Annotated in this window: 21 protein-coding genes; 9 read left to right on the forward strand and 12 right to left on the reverse strand. The window is 73.4% G+C overall.

The features are described 5' to 3' along the window. Positions 1–15 precede the first annotated feature (15 nt). The 6 genes from ACIBK1_RS14455 to ACIBK1_RS14480 form a co-directional block, all read right to left on the reverse strand. Positions 16–978 carry a zinc-binding dehydrogenase gene (locus ACIBK1_RS14455; protein WP_396735012.1) on the reverse strand — a complete coding sequence of 321 codons (963 nt, stop codon included), beginning with the start codon at positions 976–978 and terminating at the stop codon, positions 16–18. 198 nt (positions 979–1,176) lie between these two features. Further along, entirely contained in the window at positions 1,177–1,743 is a 567-nt protein-coding gene (locus ACIBK1_RS14460) for an AAA family ATPase (protein WP_030506972.1), read from the reverse strand. Then, on the reverse strand, positions 1,740–1,991 hold the full coding sequence (locus tag ACIBK1_RS14465; protein WP_231513803.1) for a hypothetical protein: 252 nt from the start codon (positions 1,989–1,991) through the stop codon (positions 1,740–1,742). The genes ACIBK1_RS14460 and ACIBK1_RS14465 overlap by 4 nt, the downstream gene beginning before the upstream one ends. 79 nt (positions 1,992–2,070) lie before the next feature. Further along, positions 2,071–3,432, reverse strand: coding sequence for a S8 family peptidase (locus ACIBK1_RS14470; RefSeq protein WP_030506970.1), 1,362 nt, complete (start codon positions 3,430–3,432; stop codon positions 2,071–2,073). A gap of 176 nt (positions 3,433–3,608) precedes the next feature. Further along, positions 3,609–5,141, reverse strand: a complete 1,533-nt coding sequence (locus tag ACIBK1_RS14475; RefSeq protein WP_036405650.1) for an LCP family protein — start codon at positions 5,139–5,141, stop codon at positions 3,609–3,611. A 382-nt stretch (positions 5,142–5,523) separates the two neighbouring features. Next, positions 5,524–6,624 carry a neutral zinc metallopeptidase gene (locus ACIBK1_RS14480; protein ID WP_396735017.1) on the reverse strand — a complete coding sequence of 367 codons (1,101 nt, stop codon included), beginning with the start codon at positions 6,622–6,624 and terminating at the stop codon, positions 5,524–5,526. A 1,174-nt stretch (positions 6,625–7,798) separates the two neighbouring features. On the opposite strand from ACIBK1_RS14480, the gene ACIBK1_RS14485 reads away from it, so the two are divergent. The 3 genes from ACIBK1_RS14485 (at position 7,799) to ACIBK1_RS14495 (ending at position 11,735) form a co-directional block, all read left to right on the forward strand. Continuing rightward, the gene (locus tag ACIBK1_RS14485; RefSeq protein ID WP_396735020.1) at positions 7,799–8,668 is read left to right on the forward strand and encodes a LysR family transcriptional regulator; all 870 of its coding nucleotides are present in this window, start codon (positions 7,799–7,801) and stop codon (positions 8,666–8,668) included. Positions 8,669–8,754: 86 nt separating this feature from the next. Further along, entirely contained in the window at positions 8,755–9,636 is an 882-nt protein-coding gene (folP, locus tag ACIBK1_RS14490; RefSeq protein ID WP_396735023.1) for a dihydropteroate synthase, read from the forward strand. Between the two features lie 839 nt (positions 9,637–10,475). After that, on the forward strand, positions 10,476–11,735 hold the full coding sequence (locus tag ACIBK1_RS14495) for a Cmx/CmrA family chloramphenicol efflux MFS transporter (RefSeq protein WP_396735026.1): 1,260 nt from the start codon (positions 10,476–10,478) through the stop codon (positions 11,733–11,735). Between the two features lie 104 nt (positions 11,736–11,839). On the opposite strand, the gene ACIBK1_RS14500 is transcribed toward ACIBK1_RS14495, so the two are convergent. The 3 genes from ACIBK1_RS14500 to ACIBK1_RS14510 all read right to left on the reverse strand — a co-directional run bounded on the left by ACIBK1_RS14500 (position 11,840) and on the right by ACIBK1_RS14510 (position 15,356). Continuing rightward, entirely contained in the window at positions 11,840–13,258 is a 1,419-nt protein-coding gene (locus ACIBK1_RS14500; RefSeq protein ID WP_396735029.1) for a pyridoxal phosphate-dependent decarboxylase family protein, read from the reverse strand. An 8-nt stretch (positions 13,259–13,266) separates the two neighbouring features. Then, positions 13,267–14,619: a sensor histidine kinase gene (locus tag ACIBK1_RS14505; RefSeq protein ID WP_396735032.1), complete on the reverse strand. Its 1,353-nt coding sequence runs from the start codon at positions 14,617–14,619 to the stop codon at positions 13,267–13,269. 62 nt (positions 14,620–14,681) lie between these two features. After that, entirely contained in the window at positions 14,682–15,356 is a 675-nt protein-coding gene (locus ACIBK1_RS14510) for a response regulator transcription factor (RefSeq protein ID WP_030506962.1), read from the reverse strand. A 135-nt stretch (positions 15,357–15,491) separates the two neighbouring features. Between ACIBK1_RS14510 and ACIBK1_RS14515 the strand changes: the two genes are divergently transcribed. The 4 genes from ACIBK1_RS14515 to ACIBK1_RS14530 all read left to right on the forward strand — a co-directional run bounded on the left by ACIBK1_RS14515 (position 15,492) and on the right by ACIBK1_RS14530 (position 19,143). After that, positions 15,492–16,697: a LolA family protein gene (locus tag ACIBK1_RS14515; RefSeq protein ID WP_030506961.1), complete on the forward strand. Its 1,206-nt coding sequence runs from the start codon at positions 15,492–15,494 to the stop codon at positions 16,695–16,697. After that, positions 16,694–17,785: an ABC transporter ATP-binding protein gene (locus ACIBK1_RS14520; protein WP_396735037.1), complete on the forward strand. Its 1,092-nt coding sequence runs from the start codon at positions 16,694–16,696 to the stop codon at positions 17,783–17,785. Before ACIBK1_RS14515 ends, ACIBK1_RS14520 begins: the two co-directional genes overlap by 4 nt. After that, positions 17,772–18,605: an ABC transporter permease gene (locus ACIBK1_RS14525; protein ID WP_051761485.1), complete on the forward strand. Its 834-nt coding sequence runs from the start codon at positions 17,772–17,774 to the stop codon at positions 18,603–18,605. The genes ACIBK1_RS14520 and ACIBK1_RS14525 overlap by 14 nt, the downstream gene beginning before the upstream one ends. A gap of 64 nt (positions 18,606–18,669) precedes the next feature. Continuing rightward, positions 18,670–19,143 (forward strand): hypothetical protein, encoded by a 474-nt coding sequence (locus tag ACIBK1_RS14530; RefSeq protein WP_030506958.1) that lies wholly within the window; start codon positions 18,670–18,672, stop codon positions 19,141–19,143. Here the strand turns inward: ACIBK1_RS14530 and ACIBK1_RS14535 are convergent. The 3 genes from ACIBK1_RS14535 to ACIBK1_RS14545 are packed head-to-tail and all read right to left on the reverse strand — an operon-like array spanning position 19,070 to position 21,471. Next, the gene (locus ACIBK1_RS14535; protein ID WP_081903382.1) at positions 19,070–19,873 is read right to left on the reverse strand and encodes an ABC transporter ATP-binding protein; all 804 of its coding nucleotides are present in this window, start codon (positions 19,871–19,873) and stop codon (positions 19,070–19,072) included. The genes ACIBK1_RS14530 and ACIBK1_RS14535 overlap by 74 nt on opposite strands. Before the next feature lie 5 nt (positions 19,874–19,878). Further along, on the reverse strand, positions 19,879–20,667 hold the full coding sequence (locus tag ACIBK1_RS14540) for an ABC transporter permease (RefSeq protein ID WP_030506956.1): 789 nt from the start codon (positions 20,665–20,667) through the stop codon (positions 19,879–19,881). A 6-nt stretch (positions 20,668–20,673) separates the two neighbouring features. After that, positions 20,674–21,471, reverse strand: coding sequence for an ABC transporter permease (locus ACIBK1_RS14545; protein ID WP_030506955.1), 798 nt, complete (start codon positions 21,469–21,471; stop codon positions 20,674–20,676). Positions 21,472–21,748: 277 nt separating this feature from the next. On the opposite strand from ACIBK1_RS14545, the gene ACIBK1_RS14550 reads away from it, so the two are divergent. Beyond that, positions 21,749–22,729, forward strand: a complete 981-nt coding sequence (locus ACIBK1_RS14550) for an alpha/beta hydrolase (protein WP_357323762.1) — start codon at positions 21,749–21,751, stop codon at positions 22,727–22,729. Positions 22,730–22,968: 239 nt separating this feature from the next. Continuing rightward, the gene (locus ACIBK1_RS14555; protein ID WP_396735043.1) at positions 22,969–24,636 is read left to right on the forward strand and encodes a serine/threonine-protein kinase; all 1,668 of its coding nucleotides are present in this window, start codon (positions 22,969–22,971) and stop codon (positions 24,634–24,636) included. The last annotated feature ends 18 nt before the right edge of the window (positions 24,637–24,654 follow it).

The following is a 24,654-nucleotide window of genomic DNA, read 5'->3' on the forward strand; positions in this document are numbered from 1 at the left end:
CGTGAGCCGCGAGGGCTACGGGGTCAGGACGATCCTGCCGAACACCTCGCCGGCGTCCATCTTCCGGTGCGCCAGCACGGCCTGCTCCAGCGGCAGCACCTCGTGCACCACCGTGTGCAGTTCGCCGCGACTCGCCGCGGCGAACTGCTCGATCCGCACGGCACGCCGGTCGCGTCCGGCCACGGTGTCGGCGCTGAAGGTGGCGAAGGACATCGACTTCCGGAACGCCGACATCATCGCCGTGCCGAAGTCCGCCGGAGGCTGGCCCCCGACCACGCCGACGACCACCATCCGGCCGTTCGGGTTGAGCCTGGCGAAGAAGGAGGGCAGGTCCGGACCGGCTACGACGTCGATGACGACGTCGTAGCCCGCGGGAGCGCCCTCGCCTCCCTCGCCGGCGCGGTCCAGCACGTGGGTCGCGCCGAGTGTGCGCAGGCGCTTGCCGCGCTCGGCCGACGAGGTGGTGACCGCCACCGCACCGGCACCGCCACGAGCCGCGAGCTGGACCGTCATGATCCCGATGCTGCCCGCCGCGCCGCGCACCAGTACCGACTCGCCGGGCGCGAAGCGGGCATGGGCAAGGCCGAAGTGGGCCACAACACCGGAGCTGCCGAGCGTCACCGCGTCGGCGGCGGACAGGTCCGCGGGGAGGGGAAGGACCTCCTCGACCGGGGCGATCGCCTGTTCGGCGTAGCCGCCGCCCACGCCGGTGAACGCCCATACCCGCCGGCCGATCCACGACGCGTCGACGCCGTCGCCGGCGGCGGTCAGGGTGCCCGCCACCTCGCCGCCGGGGATGTGACCCTCCTCGAAGCCGTAGGCGGCAAGAGCGCCGCTGCGGATCACGGCGTCCACGCCGCCGACGCCGATGGCCTCGACGGCGATCAGCACCTGCCCGGCGCCCGGGGCCGGGGCGGGGAGGTCGATGACCGCCAAGCCTTCGGGACGTCCGAACTTCCGGATCGCGACTGCCTTCACTGTCGTCTCCTGTGCAGGAATCGTCGGGGCGGCGCGCCGCGCGGGCGGGCCGCACCCGGAGAAGCAGGGAGCTTCCACGCCTCGGACGGTAACGGCCACCACCGTCCGGCCGGCCGAAGTGAGAACGGCGGGCGACCGCTTGCCTCGGATCCCGCGTTCCGACGCCCCGCACGGTTGTGCAGGACCGAAGCCGCCGGCCTACGCCCTCGTCACCAGCCGGTCGATCTGGACCTCCAGCGCAGGCGCGCCGAGGCGGTTGTCGACCTCGTCGTACGGCACGGCGGGCGGCTCGTCGACGCGGATGGCGCGCAGATATTCGGCGAACCTCTCCAGCTTCTGCCCGTCCCTCGCGAGACCCCGGCGGACGAGCCGCTCACGCAGCGTCGGGCCGTCGGAGCGGATCCAGACCAGGCGCACGCCGGGCCCGCCCAGCGCCTCCACCCACGCGTGCCAGAGCGCCGCGTCGTGCACCTGGGAGGTGAAGGGCCCGCCGAGCAGCACCGGGCAGCCGTGGGAGCGGATCTCCCTGGCCGTCGCCGTCATGCCGGCGTATTCGTGCCGCTTGACGTGCTCGTCGTACCACGGCCCCTCACGCTCGCCCGCAGGCCTGCCGTACGCCGCGAGCGTGGCCTCGACGAAGCCGCCGTACATCGTGTCCTTGTCGAGCAGGGCGGGCACCGGGTCGAGGCGGGCCAGCAGCAGCTCGCAGACGGTCGACTTGCCCGCGCCCGGCGGACCGGAGACCACCCAGACGGGAGCGGTCATCGCGGCGGGCCGTAGGGCTCGATGGGCGGATCGGAGTAGGGCCCGCCGTCCGCCGCCCCGGCGTCCGAGTCGCCGACGCGCCGCCCGGCCTCCTCCGTCACCCGCAGGACGTACAGGTTCCTGCCGGGATCGACCGGCACCAGACCATAGCCGGTGTCGACCTCGTCCTCGGTGAGGCCGAGCCGCCGCATCGCGCCCTCCAGCGTCGCGGGCGCGGCGAGCCGCACGGTGACGAGCACCTTGGCCACCGGCCCCGCCTCCCTCTGCTGGACGTTCTCGTCACCGGACGGCGTGGCCTCTTCAGGCCGCCTTCGCGGCGCTGTGCTTTCAGGCCGCCTTCGCGGCGCGGCGGCGCAGCGCGGCGATGATGCCGGCGGCGTCCACCACGCCGTACCCATAATCGTCGTCATACCCTACGGCACTGCGATCATCGGCCGTCCTGCGGAGCAGCGTCCGGAGCTGGGAGGGCGGCAGCACCGTCGAGGGCCAGCGGGACCGGACGGCGGCGACCAGCCCGGCCGCGACGGGACAGGCCGCCGAGGTGCCCGAGTCGGGCTCGCCGTCGCCGAGCGCGCCGGAACCGGCGAAGTGCGTGTAGGCGCAGACGTCCGGCTTGCGCGCGGCCAGCCGCCCGGGGCCCTGCGAGGAGTAGCCCACCCGCGTCCCCGCCGTGTCGATGCCGCCGATCGACAGCGCGCTGGGATGGGAGTTGGCCCCGACGATGGGCCGGTCGGGGTAGGCGCACCTGCCGTCGCGGCACTGCGTCCCGCAGTTGCCCGCGGCGAACAGGATGTCCGCCCCCGCCTCGGCCAGGCTGCCGACGATCAGGTTGAACGGATGGGCCGGGTTGTCGGAGTAGTTGCCCGGGTGCCCGGGCGGGAAGTCCCAGCGCGGGGAGAACGACCCCCAGCTGTTGGTCACCACGAGCGCCCGCGACTCGGCGGGCTGGGCGTCGAGGACATCGCGCAGGTGGGCGTACGCGGCGATGGCGTCGGACAGCAGGCCGTCGAGCGTCGAGCCGCCCTGCCGCCGCGACAGCAGCACGGGCACGTCCAGCAGCGACGCCTTGGGCGCGGCGATGAGCGCGTCGAAGGCGCACATCGTGCCGTGGTCGACCGGGAAGTCCCCCGGGGTTCCGGAGACGCCCTCGGGGTTCCAGCTCCGCTCGTGATCCACTGTCACGTCGTGCCCGCGGGCGGCCTTGACATACGCCGCGTTGATGCCGGTGTCGACAACCGCGAGGCGGACGCCGGAGCCGTCCAGCCCCTCGGCCGTCAGGTCGGGCACGCGCAGCAGCCGTTCGACGTCGTGCCAGTCGCCCACCGCGGGGTCGCCTCCGCAGGTGAGCGTGGTCTCGATCGCCGGGTCGGCGTACACCGCGACCACGTCGCGGCGGGCCGCGGACAGGAGGGCGACCCTGCTGGTGACCTCGTCGTCGGCGATCTCCCCGCGGATCACGACCGAGGCGTCCTGGGGCGCCATGGAGAAGACCAGCGGCTGGTTGAGCGACAGCGGGTCGCCGCCGGGGGACGCGGGCATCGGACGGGGCACGGCCACGGGGGCGTACGAGTGGTCGAGGACCACCCCTGGCAGGCCGTCGGCCACGTCCGACGTCATCGAGGGGACCGACGGGTCGGCGACGGCGGCGACCAGGTCGGGGGACGGACGCAACTGGATGAGTACGCGCACGACGAGTCCACTCCGTTTGTTAGGCGGACAGTGACTGGGTGGATACGTTACGTGACCACATTGCTGCATCGGGAAGGCGGCGTCCACGCCTTCGCGCAAAAACGGCCCGGTGTCGCCCGGCCGGAAGCCCTCGCCCGGCAGCCTTCGCCCGGAAGTCCCCGCTCAGCGGCGCTCGGTCAGAAGCCGCACAGGTCCGAGAGGCTCTTGGCCGCCTTGTCGTTCGGGGTGGGCGTCGTGCGGGGGCTCGCCCCGGCGACGACCGGCGTACGGGAGGCGGACGGACTCGGCGACGCGGACGGGGAGTGGGCGCCGGAGGGAGTGGCGGACGCCGCCGATCCGGCGGACGTCATCGGCGATGCGGTGGCCGCGACGGCGCCCCGGTCGGACATCGACTCGCGGATCGCGTCCTTGGTCAGTCGCCTGATCTTGGCCCAGTCCGGGTTGCCCGTGTAGATGAGCGGCGGCACGAACTGGAGACTGGTGATCTTGGCGCTGCGCACCTTCATGCCGAGCGGGACGAGGTGCTCCAGCAGGTCGCGGGGGATGTCGGTGCGGAACAGGTGCCGGGCCGCGGAGGCGATCTTGTTGAAGTTGGCGAGCACCGTGGCCGGGGTGACCTGCTGGGCAAGCGCGCCGATGACGCAGCGCTGGCGGGCCATGCGGGAGAAGTCGTCGCTGTCCACCCGCGAGCGGCCGTACCAGAGCACCTCCTCGCCGTTCAGCGTCCGGTAGCCGGCCTTGATGGTCCCGGCGGTGCCGAAGTGGCCGCCCCACTTGACGTCCTTCTCGACCCGGATCTTCAGCCCGCCGACCGCGTCGATCAGGGCCGCGAAGCCGTACATGTCGACCATCGCGTAATAGTCGATGTGCAGACCCAGGGTGTAGCCGATCGCGTCCTTCAGCGCCTGCGCGCCCCTGTTCTTGCCGCCCATGACCTGGGGATTGTTGTCGGCGTAGTACCAGACGGAGTTGAGCAGGCCCTGCCCCTCGGCGTCGAACCCGTTGGGGAACACCTTGCGCAGGGGGCTGGTCGTGGGGAAGCGGACGTACTGGAGGTTGCGCGGCAGGCTGAACAGGACGGTGTTGCCGGTGGCGATGTTCACGCTGGCCACGGTCATCGAGTCGGTGCGCACCCCGACCCGGTTGCCCGCCGCGTCGCCGCCGATCAGCAGGAAGTTCACGCGCGTACGGCCGTTCCACGGGTCCTCGGCGCGTACGGGGACGGGGGTCGAGCCCTCCACCGGGGCCATGACGTCGTCGAGTAACTGGCTGGCCGTCCTGATCGTGTTCGCGGTGAAGGCGAACGGGGCCATCACGGCCACGCACAGGACGCCCGCGACGACGCCCGACACCACCTGCCCGATCTGCGTCAGGCGCTGCGGGCGCAGGGCGACGAACGACAGGAGCACGAGCGCGAACCAGGCGAGCGCGCACACGGCGGCCCCGGCCATGACGGCGGTCATCGTGCTGCCGCGCAGCGCGACCCCCGCGTTGTCCTTCAGACGCAGGCCCAGGACCACCAGGGCGACCAGCACGACGCCGAACGTCGCGAGCAGTGCGATCCCGGTGCGGCGGTTGCCCGCCCGCAGGTGGGCCGCCCCGGGCAGGACGGCCGACAGCGCCGTCCAGCCGATCAGGGAGGCGGTGGTCAGCGGGGTGCCGAAACGCGGCTGCCCACCGCGCGGGGCCGCGGCGGGCGGCGGGCCCATGGGCGCCTGGCCGTCCCCGCTCCCACCACGCCACCCCGCCTCTCCACCGGGCTGGGTTGCGTTTCCATCGGGCTGGCCTGCGTTCCCACCGGGCTGAGCGGCGTTCCCACCGGGCTGGCCTGTGTTCCCACCGGGCTGACCTGGGTCTCCCGGCCGGCTCGCGCCATCGCTACGCCGGCCTGGGCCTCCGCCGGGCTGAGTCGCGTTTCCATCGGGCTGACCTGCGTTCCCACCGGGCTGACCTGGCCGCTGACCTTCCCGGGGCCTGCCGGTCTCGTCAGCGGGACCCCCGCCTCGCATGGTTCACCGCTCTCTCCTCCGAAGCTGTGGGGGGATTCTAGCCCCCATATCCGGACAAGGTAGACGCAAACTGAGGCGTCGATCAGGACACGGAAGTGGAGCCGACAACCCAGGTGTTGCACTGGTAGGCCTTCGGGCGCGTGTATCCCTGGCGGAACCAGGCGGCGTTGCTGCGCGTGTTCCCGTGGTCGCGAGGCCCTCCCGGCGGGTCGCCCAGGTGGCTGTAGGCCCACAGGAGCGTGTTGCGCCGGGTGGTGTCGATCGGATACGAGGCGGCGACCGACTGCATGAACATGCCGCCGAAACACGTCGCCTGCAGTTCGTGCCGGCGGCTCAGGGCCATCTTTCCGCTCGGCGAACCGGAGTCGAGCGTCTGCCGCCACCAGGAGTCGGAGATGCCCGACAGGTTCTGAATATGGTGCCCGTACTCATGGGCCATCATGCTGACGATGATCCCGTTCCACGAGCCGAGCGGGCCGTACTCCCTCGTCATGGCCGAGGTGGACGCGTAGATCGTGCTGTTGCTCGGGCAGTAGTACGGCACGTTGCTGCCGGGGGAGGGATAGTCGCCGCACGCGCCCCTGCCCTTGCGGGCCGCGATCATGTAGTTCGGCGGGCTCCAGTCGATCCCGACCCGCTTCAGCGCCGGCCCCCACGCCTTACCCATGCACCCGCCGGTCTTGAGGATCAGCGCCTTGAACTGGGTGTGGTTGTAGATGCTCGCGTTCCCGGCCCGGCAGCTCGTCTTCGCCAGCGACCCGGCCCGATAGAGAGTGTTGTTCTTCGTCGTGCGGTTGAGCACCGGAGTCGGCCGCGTCGTGGGCTGCGACGTCGGCTTGGAGGTGGGCTTCCCCGTCGGTTCCGTGTCCGTGGTGGCCTCGTCGGTGGGGAACGGCGAGAAGGTGAAGGTCGGGATCGCGACCGGCGACACGGTCTCGTCGTGGTCGGACAGGCCGACCAGCGCGCTCACGACCACGATGAGCACGAAGACCAGCGCCAGCACGCCCATGAGTGCGCCGATGACCGCCCCCGCGCCGGACTTGCGGCGGGGCGGCCGCCAGGCGGGCGGCGGATAGGGGGCGGCGGGCCCGCGCGGGGGAGGCGGAGACTGCGGAGACTGCGGAACCCACCCCGGCCCCTGGGGCGGCGTCGGCTGCTGCGATGGCGCCTGCGGCGGTGGCACCTGGAACGGCGCTCCCTGAGGCGGCGGCACCTGGAACGACGCCGCCTGCGGTGCCGGTATTGGTGAAGCCTGAGGTGGCGCCGCTTGGAACGGCATGCCCTGCGCAGGGCCGGGGGCGGCCGTGTTCCCGGGCGATCCCGGGAACTCCTGCGGATACCCGAGCCCGTTCGGCGCGTACGGAGCGCCGGGTGGCGTGCCCGCCGGGGCGGCGGGGGACGGCGGGGGTGGGTAGGGCTGCCCGTAGGGCCCGGCGTACGACTGCGCCGGAGGCTGTGCGTTCCCTCCGGCGCCCGCCGGATCCGGCCACGCCGGAGCCTGGGGCCGAGGCTGCGCTCCACCCTGGAACTGCGCCCCGCCCTGGAACTGTGCCTCGCCCTGGAACTGTGCCCCGCCCTGGAATTGAGGCCCGGGCTGGTAGGGCGTCGCGCCGGGGTAAGGGCCGTTCTGCCCATAGGCGCCACCCTGCGCTTCCGCCCCTGAATGAGACTCTGAGCTGTAGGGCGGCGCGGCCTGCGGATAGACACCGCCGCCGTTCGGCCCCGGATGCGGAACCCCGCCCTGCGGCTGAGATCCGGCGTACGCACCGGAGCCCTGCGGCATGCCGGGGACGGCGCCGTGAGACTGCCAGCCGGAAGGCGGGGGGCCGGAATGAGGGGGGCCGCCCTGGGGTGAGGCGTTCGCGGGGTAGGCCGGGCCGGGAGACGGGGCGCTCCCCGGGTAGGCGGCCGGGCCCTGGGGATGTGCCCCTGGCGGGTAGGGGCCGCCGTACGGCTGACCTCCCTGCGGCGGGGAGCCGTTCTGCGGCTGCCCCTGCGGCGGGTAGGGGGCGGCGCCGGGCGCCTGCTGCCACGCGCCGCCCTCAGGGCCGCTCCACCCCGGCGGCCCGTACGGCCCCGGCGTCGCGCCGGGGGGTCGCGATCCGTCCGGTGTGCCGGGCACGGCCTCCGGTTGCGGTGAATACGGCGGCCCGGAATAGGGATAACTCTCCCCGGGTGGCTCTTGGGGAGGGTACTGCTGCGCCACGACATTGCCCCCTTTGTGGATTTGGGGCAAAAGAATACTGTTTTCCCATCCATCACGGATGTAGCAGATGTCGGGCACGATGTGTAATCGACCGACGTGATCTCTGCGATGTTCCGGAATCGCCGGGCTCGTCTGCCCTAGCGTTTTTCGCATGAATCTGCAGCAGCTCCGTTACGTGGTCGCCACTGCGGAGCACCGCACCATGACCGATGCCGCCAGATCGCTCTATATCGCGCAGCCTGCCTTGTCCCGCGCGATACGCGACCTGGAACGTGAACTCGGAATGACGCTTTTCGCCCGCTCGGGCCGCGGGGTCGTCGTGACGGCCCAGGGGCGCCGGGTGGTGAAGCTGGCCCGCGAGGCCCTCGACGCGGTGGCCGAGATCGAGGCCCTCGCGACGCAGGGCACCTCCTCCGGCGCCGAACTGCGGATCGCGTCCACCCCGAGCCTGGAGCCCGGTCTCGCCGGGCGTCTGCTGCCCGCCTACGCCGCCGAGCATCCGGGAATCCGGGTGCACATCGTGCGGTGCGAGGGCCGGGAGGGGGTGGTCAGCGCGGTCCGCGAGCAGCGCGCCGACCTCGGGCTGACCGACCTCCCGGTGCCCACCGACCTGGTGAGCCACCCGCTCGAGCGCCAGGAGATCGTGCTGATCTCCCCGCCCGGCTTCGACCTGCCCGACCCCGTCCCCGTGGCCAGGCTCGACGGCATGCGGCTGGTGCTGCCCGCTCCCGGCAGCCCCCGCCGCAGGGAGTTCGACCAGATCTTCGCCACGCACGGCGTCCGGCCGATCGCGGCGGTCGAGTCCGACGAGCGCCGGGGCTGGCTGCGGACCGTACGGGAGGGGCGGGCCTCGCTGCTGTGGTATCGGGGCATGGCCGAGCAGGCGGCCAGGGCCGGCCTGGTGGTCCGCTCGCTCGATCCCTCGCTCCGCAAGATCATCGCGGTCGTGCACGCCCGGCGGCGACTCCCCGCGATGGCGCAGCATTTCGTGGCCCTGGCCGAGGGCGGCTCGGCGGCGTGACCGCATGCCGTCGTTTTGGACCGTTCCACGGCTCCGCTCCCGGCGGGCACGCGAGAGGACGGCGTCCACCTAGTACGCTGGCGGCGATGTCCACCACGCCGATGCCCGCCGAGGCGCCTGGCCTGTCGGCCGTTCTGCGCCTGCGCGGCCGTGCCTTCGGTCCCGGCGACTTCGCGGTCATGGCCGTGGTGAACCGGACCCCCGACTCCTTCTACGACAGGGGATCGACCTACGCATTCTCGGCCGCGGTCGACGCCGCCTCCCGCCTCATCGAGGAGGGGGCGGACATCGTGGACATCGGTGGCGTGAAGGCCGGTCCCGGCACGGAGGTCGATCCGGCCGAGGAGATACGCCGCGTGGCGGAGGTCGTCGCCGCGGTGCGCGACCGGCACCCCGATGTGATCATCAGCGTCGACACCTGGCGGTCGGAGGTCGCCGAGGTCGTCGCCGAGGCCGGGGCCGACCTGCTCAACGACACCTGGGGCGGCGTGGACCCCAAGCTCGCCGAGGTGGCCGCGGCGTACGGCATCGGCCTGGTGTGCGCGCACGCCGGGCGGGTGGAGCCGCGCACCCGGCCGCACCGCATCGCGTACGCCGACGTGGTGGCCGACGTGGTCGCGTACACGACGGACCTCGCGGAGCGCGCGGTCGCCGCGGGGGTCCGCCGCGACGCGATCCTGATCGACCCGGCTCACGACTTCGGCAAGAACACGTGGCACTCGCTGGAGGTCAGCAGGCGGCTCGGCGAGCTGACCGCCACAGGGTGGCCGGTGCTGGTGGCCGTCTCCAACAAGGACTTCGTCGGCGAGACGCTGGGCGGCCTGCCCGTGGGGGATCGCCACGCGGGCACGCTGGCCACGCTCGCCGTGTCGGCGCTGCAGGGCGCCCGGGTGTTCCGCGTCCACGACGCGGCGAGCGCCCGTACGGCTCTCGCGGTCGTCGCCCGCCTCGGCGGCGCGCTCTCCTAGCCCTCGATCCCCGGCAAGACCCCGAGCAGGGCGCCGGCAGGCCCCAGCAGCTCCCGGCAGCTCCCGGCAGCTCCCGGCAGGTCCCGGCAGGTCCCGGCACGGCTCCCCGGCAGGGCCCTGGGCCTCGGCCCTTCCGCACCACGACCGGCCGCGCCCGTCCTGCCGGTGCCGGAAGCGGGTCGCGATCAAAGCGGTGGACAGGGCGTTCGCGCCGTGGCTAACGTGTCGGCCATGTCGAGCCCCGAGGCGTCGAGACGCTAGCCACCGGTCATTCGGTGGCTGAATCGTCGCACCCCTGAACGGCCGCAGCGCTGAGTGGTGCAGCACTGAGTGGTGCAGCACTGAGCGGTGGCAGCACTGAGCTGTCGTACCGCTCACGTGGCGCGCTGATCCGCGGCGCCGGCATGTCCCGCCGTGCTCGCCCCGCTGTATGCCTGGCTGCACGTCATGCCTGGCTGCAGTGGCGCTGAATCGCCGCGGCCCCGTCGTCGCCGCACGCCACCGCACAGGGGACGCGGATGAGGACCGCCGTCGCGCCCGTCGCTGTGCCGTCGCTGTGCCGTCGCTGTGCCTTCGCAGTGCCGCCGCGCGGCGCCTGCGGCCGAATGACCGTCGTACGGGCCGTTTCTCCCGGGCTCCGCGCACGGTCGCCGCCGTCATGGAGTGCTTCCACCGCCGGATCCCGGGTTCGTTCGCGCGGTGATCCCGCGTGCCCGGCCGGACGCTCCCCTCGTGTCCGGCCGTGGTCCGCCGCGGCCCACCGCGTGCTCATCGACCGTTCGCGATCCTTCGTGCCTTCGTGGGCTTCGCGACCTCTTACGACGCGGTGTGGAGTTGTCATGCCAATCGCCATCTACATGCTCGGACTGGCGGTCTTCGCCCAGGGGACCTCCGAGTTCATGCTGTCGGGCCTGGTGCCCGGCATCGTCCGTGACCTTCAGGTGTCCGTCCCCGCCGCGGGGGCGCTGACGTCGGCCTTCGCCGTGGGGATGATCGTGGGCGCGCCCCTGACGGCCGTTCTCAGCCTGCGGTGGCCGAGACGGCGGGCGCTGCTCGTCTTCCTGACCATCTTCATGATCGTCCACGTGGCCGGCGCGGTCACCACCAGCTTCGGCGTTCTCCTGGCCGCCCGCGTCGCCGGAGCGCTGGCCAACGCCGGATTCCTGGCCGTGGGTCTCGCGGCGGCGACCGCCATGGCCGGGCCCGGCGCCAAGGGCCGGGCCGCCTCCGTGCTGCTCGGCGGGATCACGCTCGCCTGCGTCGCCGGGGTGCCGGCGGGCGCCGTGCTCGGCCAGGTGTGGGGCTGGCGCTCGGCGTTCTGGGCGGTGGCGGTCGTCTCGGTGCCGGCCGTCGTCGCGGTCGCGGTCGCCGTTCCGTCCATCCCGCCGGGAACGGCCATGTCACCGGGGACGGCCATCCCGCCGGGGACGGCCATGTCACCGGACGCGGCCCCGCCACCGGAGGCGGCCGTGCCCGCCGCGCGCCGCGAGCTGCGGGCGCTGCGCCGGCCCCGGCTGCTCGTGACCCTGCTGCTCGGCGCGCTGGTGAACGGCGCCACGTTCTGCACCTTCACCTACCTGGCTCCGCTGGTCACCGAGGTCGGCGGCTACGGCCCGGGCTGGGTGCCGGTGCTGCTGGCGCTCTTCGGCCTGGGGTCGTTCGCCGGGGTGTCGATCGGCGGCCGGATGGCGGACCGGCGGCCGATGCGGCTGCTGGTGCCCGGCGGCCTGGCCCTGACGACCGGCTGGATCGTGTTCGCCGTGGCCGCGGGCTACCCGGCCGTCGTGCTCGTGCTCGTCTTCGTGCAGGGCGCGCTGTCCTTCGCCGTCGGCTCCACACTGATCACGCGAGCGCTCTACGCGGCGGCCGATGCGCCGTCTCTGGGCGGCGCGTTCGCGACCGCCGCCTTCAACGTGGGCGCGACCGCCGGGCCCCTGCTGGGCGGCGTCGCCATCGGCGCCGGGTTGGGCTACCGGTCACCGCTGTGGGTCAGCGCGCTGCTGGTGGCGCTGGCGCTGGCGCTGGCGCTCGCGGTGGCGGCGCGGAGGACTGGGACGACCGGCCGGCCGGCGTCCCCGACGCGCCGCGCCGCCCGCTGACCACCGGAAGGTGAACGCTGGCCGCTGACCGCCGGCCGCTGACCGCCGGCCGCTGACCGCCGGCCGACGAACGCCGGAAGGCGAAGACCGGGAAGACGGCCGCGTCAGGAGTACAGGACCGACAGGAACCGGACGAGGATCGCCTCGCGGGTGGCGGCGGGCAGCGCGTCGAGCACGGCGTTCACCACCGCCATCCCGGGCTGTCCCGTCGCCGTGAGGTCGATTCCCACCGACGCGGCGAGCTCGGCGAACGTGGCGTCGTCCAGCGCGTCGAGGTCGAGGGACGCGATGAGCTCGGGCAGGCCCCCGGGCACGTCGGCCGGTCCCCGTCGCCGGGCGGCGTCGGCGGCCTCGGCGATCACCTCCAGCATCGCGTCCACCCCTGCCAGCGTCACACCGGTCACCGTCACGTGGATGTTGGCCGGGATCCCGGCGTACGACAGCTGCGGCTGGAGGAACCAGCCGAGCCGGCGCGCCTCGTCGGCCAGCACGAAGACGTCCACCTCGGCGGATCCGGCGATCGCGACCAGCGCGGCCTCCGGCTCCCCGAGCACCCGCAGCCCGGGGATCTTCCCCACACCCTCGGCCAGCCGCCGGGTCGCCTCCAGCGTCCTGCGGCCGAGCTCCAGGTAGCCCTCCCGGCCGAGGGCCTGCAGGGTGGCCCAGGCGCCGCCGAGCGGCCCGGCCGACCGCGAGCTCTGCACGGTCGCGTTGATGATCGTGTAGCCGGGCCAGGCCGCCGAGGCGAAGTAGGCGCGGCGGCGCAGCTCCGCGTCGCGGAACAGCAGCACCGACGCCCCCTTCGGCGCGTAGCCGAACTTGTGCAGGTCGCACGAGATCGAGGTGACGCCGGGCACGGCCAGGTCGAACGGCGGGATCGCGGCGCCCGCCTCGCGCAGCCACGGCAGCAGCCAGCCGCCGACACAGGCGTCCACGTGGCACGGCACACCGCGCGCGGCGGCCAGCGCGGCGACCTCCTCGACCGGGTCGACGACGCCCTGCGGGTAGGAGGGGGCCGACACCACCGCCAGCGCCGTACGCTCGTCGAGCGCCGCCTCGAACGCCGGGACCGAGGCCCAGTAGGTCACCGGGTCGACGGGGACCGGCACGATCTCCATGCCGAGGTAGTGCGCGGCCTTGTGGAACGCCGGGTGCGCGGTGACCGGCAGCACGACCCGGGTCGCGCCCGGGCGGGCGTCGCGGGCGGCCTTCACCGCCAGCATGATCGACTCGGTGCCGCCGCTGGTGAATATCCCCGGCGCGCCCGGACGGCCGAGCAACTCGGCGACCGCCCCGACCACCTGTCGCTCCAGCGCGACCATGCTGGGGAAGGCCGTCGGGTCGAGCATGTTGACCTCGAGCATCTCCGCGTACGCCCGGTGCGCGGCCTCGTGCACCTCCGGCAGGCCGGTGTCGTAGACGTAGGCCGTCACCTTGCCGCCGCGCACCGGCAGGTCGGCCGCCTTCAGGGCGGTCAGCTCGGCGAGCAGCTCGGTGACGGGCCTGCCGTGTTCGGGAAGCATGCGACTCCTCAACGTGCCAGGGGGATCCGGACGACGGCGCGCAGTCCGGGGGAGGCGTCCTCCAGGTGGACCGTACCGCCGTGGGCCTCGACCGTGGTGCGCACGATCGCGAGACCGAGCCCGGCGCCGCCGTCGTCGCGGCTGCGCGCGTCGTCGAGCCGGGTGAACCGGTCGAAGACCCGCTCCCGGTCCTCGGGCGGGATGCCCGGCCCGTCGTCGGTGACGGTGAGCTCGGCGGCGCTCCCCACGGCGCGTACGCCGATCCTGACCGCCGACGCCGCGTGCCGCAGGGCGTTGTCGACGAGGTTGGCGAGCACCCGCCGCAGGTCCAGCGCGTCGCCCAGCACGACGGGAGCCGCGCCGGGCGGGAGGTCGAGGCCGAGGCCGTACCGCTCGGCCGTACGGCGGGCCATCCCGGCCAGGTCGACCGGCTCCCGCCGGCCGGTGCGGCCCTCGTCGAGCCGGGCGAGGGCGAGCAGGTCCTCGGCGAGGCGGGACAGGCGGAGGGTGTCCTCCAGCACCCCCTCGGCCGTCTCCTTCCAGTCCTGCCCCTCCGGGTGGCTGAGCGCGACCTCCAGCTGGAGCCGGATGCTCGCGAGCGGGCTGCGCAACTCGTGCGCCGCGTCGGAGACCAGCGCCCGCTGGCGCGCGTCGGCCTCCTCCAGCCGCCCGAGCATGTCGTTGAGGGTCGTGGCGAGCGCGTGCACCTCGTCGCGCGCCTCGGGCACCGGCAGCCGCCGCGACCGCGCGGTGGCGCCCACCTCGGCCGCGCCCCGCCGCAGCAGCGCGATCGGCCGCAGCGTGCGCCCGGCGACCAGCCACGAGACCGCCGCCAGCAGCGCGAGCAGGAGCGGCATGCCGGCGATGAGCACGTGACCGATGGTCACCAGGCTGCTCTCCACCTCGCCGAACGACCGGGCCACGATCACCGTCACGCCGCGGTCCGCGCTGAGCGCCCGCACCCGCAGCGGCCCCGGCAGCGCGTACGGCCGGCCGTCGAGGAAGTCGGGCTCGCCGGTGCGCACGGCGGCCTCCCGCGCCTGCGCGGACAGCAGGGGGACGAGGCGGTCGGTGTTCGGGGTGGCGTCGACGATCCGCCCGTCCCGGTCGAGCACCTGCACGATCGTGTTGTCCACCGAGACGACGGGATCGGACAGCCGGTTCGCGTCCGACAGCGCGACGATCTCACGTCCCCGCTGGTAGACCTGGTCGTCGATGCTCCGGACGAGCGCCTCGCCGAGCACCGCGACGAACACGTACGCCGACCCGGCCAGGGCGAGCGCCAGCACGGCCGTCGCCGCCGCGGTGACCCGGAACCGCAGGCTCTGCCGCCGCCACCACGTCACCGGGCGGGCGAGCACGGCAACACCGGCGCCGCGTGATCCGGGCGCGGATGATGGGGGCGGGGGTGACGCGGGCACGCTCAGCCGCCGTCGCTCGCGAGCCGGTAGCCGGCGCCGCGCACGGTCTGCAGGGCGGCGCGGCCGAACGGCGTGTCGATCTTCCTGCGCAGATATCCGACGTACACCTCGACCACGTTCGGATCGGTGTCGTAGGTGTCCCACACGTGCTCCAGGATCTCCGGCTTCGACACCACCTCGCCCGGCCGGCGCATCAGGTATTCGAGCAGGGCGAACTCCCTGGGCGTCAGCTCGACCGGCGCCTCGCCCCGCGCGACCGCCCGCGCCGCGGGGTCGAGCGACAGGTCGCCCGCGCGCAGCACGGAGGGCCTGCGGCCGCCACCCCGGCGCAGCAGCGCCCGGAGCCGGGCCACCAGCACCACGTACGAGAACGGCTTGGTGAGGTAGTCGTCGGCGCCGAGGTCGAGCCCGTCGGCCATGTCGTACTCGCCGTCCTTGGCCGACAGCATGAGGATCGGCACCCAGTTCTCCTCCGCGCGCAACTGCTTGCACACGTTGTAGCCGGACAAGCCGGGAAGCATGATGTCGAGCACGACCACGTCGTAGTCGCCGACGCGCGCCAGGTGCAGGCCCTCGTTCCCGTCGTGCGCCAGGTCGACGGCGAAGCCCTCCGCCTGCAGCCCCCGGCGCAGCGCCGCCGCCATCCGCCGCTCGTCCTCCACCACCAGAACCCGCATTGCCCCAGTGTGGCCCCTTTCGCCTGCGCGGGCGCGGCCGGCCTGAGAGCCCTCTCAGTCCGTCTCAGCGTCGGCACAGGAACGTGTCGGCAGTCTCGGGTTGTCAGGTTTTCCGCCCATAGTGGGAGATGTGAAATGGCGAAGAGAACCCGCGCCGTGAGGTGGGGAGTGCCGGTGGCGGCGGTGGCCGTGGTGGCGGCTGCCGTGGGGACGGGGCCGGTGATCGCGGCGGTGCGCAGCGACCCGTCCCTGCCGGACCGTACGGCGGAGCAACTGCTGGCCGACGTCGCGCGCACCTGGCAGAACGGCCGGATGCCGCAGATGTCCGGCACGATCGTCGAGACCGCGTCGCTCGGCCTGCCCGCGCTGCCCGGCCTGTCGGGCCTGTCCGGGCCGGGCGGACCGTCCGGCGCCTCGCCAACGTCGCTGCTGTCGGGGTCGCACCAGCTCAAGATCTGGTACGCGGGGGAGGACAGGTTCCGCCTCATGCTGCCGGGGGAGATGAGCGAGACCGACCTCGTCGCCGACGGCGGCACGGTGTGGTTGTGGGACAGCGCCGCCAACAAGGCGACCCGTCTCACCGTCCCCGCGGCTCCCGAAGGTGGGCACGGCGGCGGGCACGGCGGCGCCTTCCCGATGCGGCCGGGAGCCGCGTCACCGTTCGCGTCACCGTTCGCGACGCCGGAACAGGCCGCGCGGCAGGCGCTGCAGGCGGCCGGGACCGACACGGCGATCAGCGTCGGCGACGTCGTCACGGTCGCGGGCCGCGCGGCCTACCAGATCGTGCTGACGCCGAAGTCGGCCGATTCGCTGATCAAGGACGTCCGGGTGGCGCTCGACGGCGAGAAGCTGATGCCGCTGCGCGTCCAGGTGTACGCCAAGGGGGCGGCCGAGCCGGTCTTCGAGGTCGGTTTCGAGTCGCTGTCGTTCACCGCTCCCGCGCCGGAGAACTTCTCCTTCACGCCGCCGCCCGGCGCGAAGGTCGAGCAGGGGACGGCCACCCCTCCGCAGGACCACCGGCCGGAGGCGCTCGCCGAGGCGCACGACCGGGGCCGCGTCGTCGGCTCCGGCTGGGACAGCGTGCTCGTCACCTCCCTGCCCGACGTTCCCGCGCAGGACGTTCCCGCCCAGCAGCAGGACGGGAAGGGACGTGACGGCATGGACGTGACCGCGCTGCTCGACGGCCTGAAGGGGGCGGCCACCCCCGTCAGCGGGGAGTGGGGCAGCGGCCGGCTGCTGCGCACGAAGGTGGTGTCGATCCTGGTCACCGACGACGGCCGCCTGCTCGCCGGCGCCGTGGCCCCGGAGGCCCTCTACCGCGCGGCCGGTGTGAAGGGATGACCGAGCCCACGCACCGCGGACGAACGGGGATCGCGGTGGGCCCGGTGGAGGCGGTGGACGCGGTGGACGCGGTGGACGCGGTGACGGTGGGCACGCGCGCGGGGGCGCCACGGGAGGACACCGGGGCGCCCCCGCCCTCCCCCGAGGCCGCGGCGGCGTCCGCCATCGTCACGTCCGGTCTCACCAAGCGCTTCCGCGGCGGCCAGGTGGCCGTCGACGGCGTCGGCCTGGCCGTGCCGCGCGGATCGGTCTTCGGCTTCCTCGGCCCGAACGGCTCGGGCAAGACCACGACGATCCGCATGCTGCTCGGCCTGGTCGCCCCGACCTCGGGCACCTGGTCGCTGCTCGGGACGCCCATGCCGGCCGGGCTGGCCCGGGCGCTGCCGCGCGTCGGCGCGGTGGTCGAGGGGCCGGCCTTCTATCCGTACCTGTCGGGCGAGGCCAACCTGCGCCGCTTCGACGCGGCCGATCCGGCGGCCGACGCGCGTACGGCGCGCGCCAGGATCGGCGCGGCGCTGGAGCGGGTGGGGCTGACGGCGGCGGCGGGCAAGCGCTACCGCACCTACTCGCTCGGCATGCGCCAGCGCCTGGCCATCGCGGCCGCGCTGCTGGTTCCGAGGGAGCTGCTCGTGCTCGACGAGCCGACCAACGGACTGGACCCGCAGGGCACCCGCGAGGTCCGCACGCTGATCAGGAGGATCGCCGAGGACGGCACGACCGTCTTCGTCTCCTCCCACCTGCTGAGCGAGGTCGAGCAGATGTGCACCCACCTCGGCGTCATGCGCACCGGCAGGCTCGTCGCCCAGGGCCCGATCGCCGCGCTGCGTGCGTCGGGCGAGGAGCCGCGCCTGCGGGTGGAGACGCCGGACGCGGACGCGGCGGCGGCCGTGCTGGCCAGGGCCGGGCTCGGCGACGTGCGCGCCGCGGACGGCGAGGTGACGGCGGTCATCGGCGCCCGGGCGCCGGAGGAGATCTGCGCGCTGCTCGTCGGCGAGGGCGTGGCCGTGCGCGGGTTCGCCGTGGTGCGTCCCACGCTTGAGGACGTCTTCGTCGGCCTGACGGGGGAGGGGTTCGATGTCGGTGCGTGAGAACGGGAGGCGGCACCTGACGCGGTTGCTGGCCTCCGAGATCGGGCTGACGTTCCGCCGTCCGCGCAACCTCGCGATGCTCGGGGTGCTCGCGGTCGTGCCGGTGCTGGTCGGCGTCGCGGTGCGGGTCGCGTCGGGCGGCGACGTGGGCGGCTCGATCATCGGCCAGATCGCCGGCAACGGTCTGATGCTGACCTTCGCCGCGTTCGCCGTCATGACGCCGATCGTGCTGCCGCTGACCGTGGCGGTCGTGGCCGGCGACGCGATCGCCGGCGAGGCGAGCCAGGGCACGCTGCGCTACCTGCTCGTCGCGCCGACCGGCCGGACGAGGCTGCTGCTGGTGAAGTACGCCAACGTCGTGGTCTTCTGCCTCGCGGCGTGCGCGCTCGTGGCGCTGTCGGCGCTGGTGGCCGGGCTGGTGCTGTTCCCGGCCGGGCCGGTGACGCTGCTGTCGGGCACGACGATCCCGGCCGCCGATGCCCTGCTGCGCGCCGGGGTGGTCGTCCTGTACGCCGCCGCGGGGATGGCCGCGCTCGGCGCGGTCGCGCTCGCGGTCTCCACGCTGACCGAGGCGCCGATCGGGGCGGTGGCCACGAGCGTCGTGCTGGTGGTGGTCAGCCAGGTCCTGAGCGCGATCCCGCAGGTGGCGGCCGTACGGCCGGCCCTGCTGACCTCGTGGTGGGGGGCGTTCGACGGGGCGTTGCGGGCACCGGTGGCGTTCGACCAGATGGGACAGGGGCTGCTCGCCTTCGCCGCGTACGTCCTGGTTTTCGGCTCCCTCGCCTGGTCGCGCTTCACGAGTAAGGACATCACGGCGTAAGTGCTGCCCTTTACCGTTCTTTATCGCTAGTGTTGCCGCGGACCTCTCACCCAAGGCGGTGTTCATGCGGCACTTCTTCGGGCTGCTCCTTGGCGTTGTCGTCGCGGCGGCTCTTCTCCTCGGTGGTGGATGGGCGTCCCAGGAGGCGGTCCGGGGAGCGGCACAGAGCGTCGACCCGGCCAAGGACACCCGGATGCTGATCGCCCTCGGTGTGATGGCCGTCGTGGGCCTGCTGCTCGGGCTGGTGCTGGTCGGCCGGGTGTCCCCGCTGGCGACGTTCGTGCCGTCGATGGCGCTGCTGGCCTGGACCGTGGTCTACGTCCTCGACGTGTCGCGCGCCGCGAGCCTCGTGCCCTCCGGTCCCTCGGTGCAGGCCGAGCTGCTGCAGGCCGGCCGCGGGATGCTCATGCTGCTGTCGACCGGCGTGTACGGCCTGCTCGGCGTCGCGCTGTTCCTCCCGGTGCTCATGCCGTCGCGCTGGGCCCGTCCGGAGCCGGACGAGGAGCAGGAGGAGTACGAGGAGTCGTACGGCTTCTGAGATAGAGCTCGGCCACGACGTCCTCGATCGAGGCGCGTCCCGGCGCGGTCGCCCGCAGGCCGTCCACCGTGCCGTCGAAGGCCAGCCGGCCGTGGTCGATGAGCAGCACGCGGCGGCACAGCCGCTCCACGTCGCCCAGGTCGTGGGTGGTCAGCAGCACCGTCGTCCCGCGTTCCGCGTTCAGCCGCCGCAGGAAGTCGCGCACCTCCGCCTTGCTGACGACGTCGAGCCCGATCGTCGGCTCGTCGAGCACGAGCACGGCGGGGTCGTGCAGCAGGGCGGCGGTGATGTCGCCCCGCATCCGCTGGCCCAGGCTGAGCTGCCGCACCGGCGTCGCGAGGAAGCCGCCCAGGTCGAGCAGGTCGCACATCTCGTCGAGCCGCTCGCGGAACACCTTCCGATCTACTTTGTAAAGGAGCCGGGCCAGTTCCAGGCTGTCGCGGAGCGGCAGGTCCCACCACAGGGTCGTCCGCTGGCCGAAGACGACGCCGATCCTGCGGGCGAGAGCCGTACGGCGCCGGGAGGGATCGAGACCGGCCACCCGGACCCGGCCCGACGTGGGCGTGAGGATCCCGGTCAGCATCTTGATCGTGGTGGACTTGCCCGCGCCGTTCGGGCCGAGGCAGGCGACGAACTCCCCGGCCCCGACGCGGAAGGACAGGTCTCGTACGGCGTGCACGACCTGGCGGCGGACCGTGAAGGTCCTCCCGACCCCGTCTGTCTCGATCACTGTTCTCAACTCCCCGTCGATCGGTAGCGGCGGATCCCCGCCCGCCAGGCGAGCGCGGCGACGGCGGCCAGCGCGAGCGCGGCGGCGGGGGACAGCAGGCCCGTCCAGGACGGCAGCCCGAGCGGATCGGGCCGGCCGAGCACGTACAGGCCCGGCTGCCAGTTGACGAACGCCAGCGGCAGCGCGAAGGTCATCCCCCGCACGATGCGGGGGTCGTAGACGCTCAGCGGATACTGCGTGAGCGTCGCCCCGCCGTAGGTGAAGGCGTTGGCCACCTCGGGGGCGGCGGTGAGCAGGAACTGCAGCGCGCCGCCGAGCGTGAAGAGCGCCGCGAAGATCACGATTCCCGAGACGACCATGACGGGCACCATCCAGACCCGGCCGAGGGGGACGTCCAGCCCCGCCAGGCCGGCGGCGAGCACGGCTCCGGCCTGGATCGACCGGCCGAGCCGGTGCGGCGTGAACCGGTCGGCGGCGACCTGAACGAAGGGCGACGCGGGCCGGATCAGCATGACGTCCAGCGTGCCGGCCACGATGTGCTGGCTGATTTTGTCGACGTTGCCGAACAGCAGGTCGGCGAGCGCGAAGGCCAGTTGCGACGCGCCGTACAGGAACATGACCTCGGTCAGCCCGAAGCCCGCCAGCTCGCCGGTGTTGGCGAAGATCACCCAGATGACCGCGACGTCGAGGCCGCCGACCACCAGCCCGCCCGCCGTCATGAGCGCGAACGACAACGGATACTGCGCCGCCGCCCGCGTCCACGTCCACGCGAGCAGTGCGTACGTCCTGATCACGGCCGCTCACCCACCCTGGATCACGACCTTCCTGCGGGCGGCGCCGGTCATGAGCGCGCCCAGGGCCAGCAGGACGGCGGCCCACAGGGCCTGGAAGCCGAGGGCGGGGGCGGGATCGGCCGTGCCGAGATAGACGTCGGCGGGCACCTGTGCCATCGCCGACCACGGCAGCGCCCGGGACAGTTCCCCCAGCCATCCGGGGAAGATCGCCAGAGGCAGCATGAGCCCGCTGAAGAACGTCGTGAGCACCATCGACAGCACAACGAGACCCCGGTCGTCCATCACCCAGCAGGTGGCCAGAGCGACGATGTAGCGCCAGCCGAAGCTCACGACCACGCCCAGGGCGACACTCACCAGGAACGCGGCCGGGGCGTGCGGGGCGACGATGCCGAACAGCAGCGCGCCCACGAGGGCCGGCGGGCCGCCGCGGACGACGAAGAGGTACGCCGCCCGGCCCAGGTCCTCCGACAGGCACCACATCTGCAGGGACGCCGGGCGGACCAGGTCGAGCGCGACGTCGCCGGTGCGGATCCGCTGCGGCAGGTCCAGGCCGCCGCCGAACAACTGCATCGGGCCGATGAACGCCTGCGTGAGGAACGCGAAGGTGATCGCGCCGGCCACGTCGTACCCGCCGAGGCCGGGCCGGGCCTGCCACAGCGCGATCAGCACGTACGCGCGGAGCACGCCGAAGACGGTGTTGGTGAACGCCCCGGCCAGCGCGGCCGCCCAGTAGGTCGCGTGCCTGCGGAAGCCGTACCAGGCCAGCCGCGGATAGAGGGAGAGGGCGGCGCCGTGACCGGGCATCAGCGGCCGGCGAGGCGGTAGTCGAAGCGGTGGACGAAGCGAGGGCAGTCCTCGTCGTGACCGTTTGTTGGCAGGTTTTGCGGAGCCTTTACCGGCGACACGCAGGGGCCGGGCTTGACGCCGAGCGTCCAGGGCAGCGAAGACCCCGAATAACCAGTCAATGGATGCCTCATGTCCTGCGCTGTTATCTGGTCGTAACACCGCTGTAAGGGGAGTGAAACATACCTACCGGTAGAACGGATGACCAGAAGGGGAATGTCCCTTTTGGGAGGCTTGCATGGGACATGAGCTGAACGTAGACATCCGTCCGGAATATCCGGTTAGTTGGCAGGCCGCCGCGATCAACGGGGTCCTGCGGGGCACCATGAAGCCGATCTCCACCATCCTCGTACGCAACACCACGGGGATGGCCGTGGCCAGCCGCATCATGTGCCTCGGCGAGCGGGTTCCCGGCATCCTCCCCAAGCACGTGTCCATCGTTCCAGACCGGTTCGGCTCGTGCACGGGAGAATGGGTGCACGGCGGGCCCGGCCTGGACGAGGGCAAGGTGGTGCTGTACTTCCACGGCGGGGCGTACTTCGTCTGCTCCCCGGCGACCCACCGGCCGATCACGTGGCGGTTGTCGGCCGCCGCCGGCCGTCCGGTGTTCTCCCTCGACTACCGCCAAGGCCCGGTCCACTCCCTCGCCGAGTCGCTGTCGGACGCGCTCCAGGCGTACGAGTGCCTGCTCGGCCTCGGGTACGCCGCCCAGGACATCGTGCTGGCGGGGGACTCCGCCGGAGGCCATCTCACGCTCGCCACGCTGCTGGCCCTCCGCGACCGGGGCATGCCCCTCCCCGTCGCCGGCCTCTGCCTGTCCCCCTGGACCGACCTCAGCTCCAGCCGCCGCCGCGCCAACATCTGGTCCGACCCCATGCTCCCCGCCGGCCGCGTCGAATGGCTCGCCCGCCGCTGGACCGACGGCCTCGACTGCTTCGACCCCCTCGTGTCCCCCGTGTACGGCGACTACACCGGCATCCCCCCGCTGATGATCGTCACCGGCTCCACCGAGGTCCTGCGGGACGAGGCCCGCCGGGTCGCCGTCAGCGCCCGCGAGAACGGCGTGCAGGTGACCTACGAGGAGTGGAACCGCATGCCGCACATCTTCCCCCTCCTCGCCGACGTCCTCCCCGAAGGCCGCCTGTTCTTCGATCACGTCTCCCGCTTCCTCGACGCCGTCCACGACCACACCTCCGCCTCCGGCGTGGAGGCCGCCTGAAGGACCTTTCGCCGATCGCCGTTCACGGGGAGGGCGGCGCTGGTTTGTGGCTTATGAGGCCTATGTGACCTGCGGTTATCCTCGGCGGGCCTTACCTTAGGGTGCCATTGGTCTTACCTCTCATGCCGCTTGGCGCTACTTGAGCGCGTGGCGCGTTCCAAACGGCCACAGTGGCTGTGCGGCACTTCGAGAGAGGTAGCTTCCGTATGGCACGAGGCGGAAAGGCTTCCCGTAACGGCATGCCTCCCGGTGTGCGCCCGCTGACCGTGGGCGACCCGGTCGTCATCGGGCGCTACCTGTTGCTCGGCCGGCTGGGCAGCGGCGGAATGGGCGTCGTCTACCTGGCCGAGCACCCGAGCGGAGGATACGTCGCGCTGAAGACGCCGCATCCGATGCACCTGGGAGACCCCACGCTGCGGGCCCGCTTCGCCGAGGAGGTCGCGCTCTCCCGGCGCGTGGTGCCGTTCTGCACGGCCGCCGTCATCGAGGACGGCCTCGACGGTGAGCGGCCCTACCTCGTCACCGAGTACGTCCCCGGCCCCCCGCTCTCCCAGGTGGTCGCCACCCGGGGGGCGCTCACCCCCGACCTCGCGTACGGCGTGGCCCTCGGCACGGCCGCCGCGCTCGTGGCCACGCACGAGGCCGGGCTGGTGCACCGGGACCTCAAGCCCGGCAACGTGCTGCTGTCGCCGCGGGGGCCGTTCGTCATCGACTTCGGGATCGCCCGCGACCTCGACGTCGCGATGGCGCACACGCAGGCCGGGCAGATCATGGGCAGTCCGGGCTGGGTCGCACCCGAGCGGCTTCGCGGCCATCACGCCATCCCCGCCTCGGACGTCTTCTCCTGGGGCTGCCTGGTCGCGTTCGCGGCGACCGGGCTGCATCCGTTCGGCGCCGGCGACCTCGACGTGCTCACCCGGCGCATCCTGGTCGAGGAGCCGCGGCTCGACGCCGTGCCGAGGCTGCTGTGGGGCGGCGTGGCGGCGGCGCTGCAGCGCGAGCCCGCCGACCGTCCGGACGCGGCATGGCTGCTCGCCTCCCTGCTCGCGGCGGGCGGGGTCCAGGTGACCGCCGACCCCCGGCGGGCGGTCGCCGCCGTGCTCGACGAGATCTGGCAGCCCGTGCCCTACCCGGCGGGGACCATGCCCGGCCGGGCCACGCAGGGTCAGCGCACACAGGGCAGGGCCTCCCAAGCGCCGGAGGAACCGGCGCAGGGGGCGACTCAGGGCAGGGTGGCGCGGCGCCAGGCGGCGCGGTCGCGGGCGCAGGTGTCCCACGCGGGCTTCGCGGCGCTCGCCACCGTGACGATCGCCGCGGTGACGGTGGTCGCGGCGGGCGCCGGGTCGGCCCATATGGACAGCTCCGCGGATCCGCCACCCGCGGCGCCGGTGGTCATTCCGGGCGAGGACAGCGCCCTGCCGCCGGAGGACGTGCTCGGCACCGCCCGGACGCCGGTGGTGCCCATCGCGGACGCCGCCCGGCCCAGGGTGACGGTGACGGCCACGCGGACCATGCCGCCCGGCACACCCGGCTCGCCCGGCTCGAAGCCCGGGCCGCCGACCGCGGACGACGGGCGGACGACCTCGGCGCCCTCGCCGACGCCGGCCGGGATGACCCTGCGTCCGGGGGACGGGCGCTGCGTCACCGGGCGGCAGAGGGACTGCCGTCCCACCCGGCCCTCCCCGCCCGGGCGTCCGGGCCAGCCGGGACATCCCGGTCAGCCGGGGCATCCCGGTCAGCCCGGCCAGCCGGGGCAGCCGGGGCAGGGCCACTCTCCGGTCCCGTCCTCGGGGGTCAGCCAGGAGCCGCAGTGGGGCGACGGGGAGTCGCCGCCGCCTGTCCCGAGCACCCCGCCGGAGAGCGGGCCGCCCAGCGTGGTCACCACCCCCGCGCCGTCCATACCCTGATACGACGTCCCGATCGGC

Source organism: Microbispora rosea, assembly GCF_044460045.1.
Classification (GTDB): Bacteria; Actinomycetota; Actinomycetes; order Streptosporangiales; family Streptosporangiaceae; genus Microbispora; species Microbispora rosea.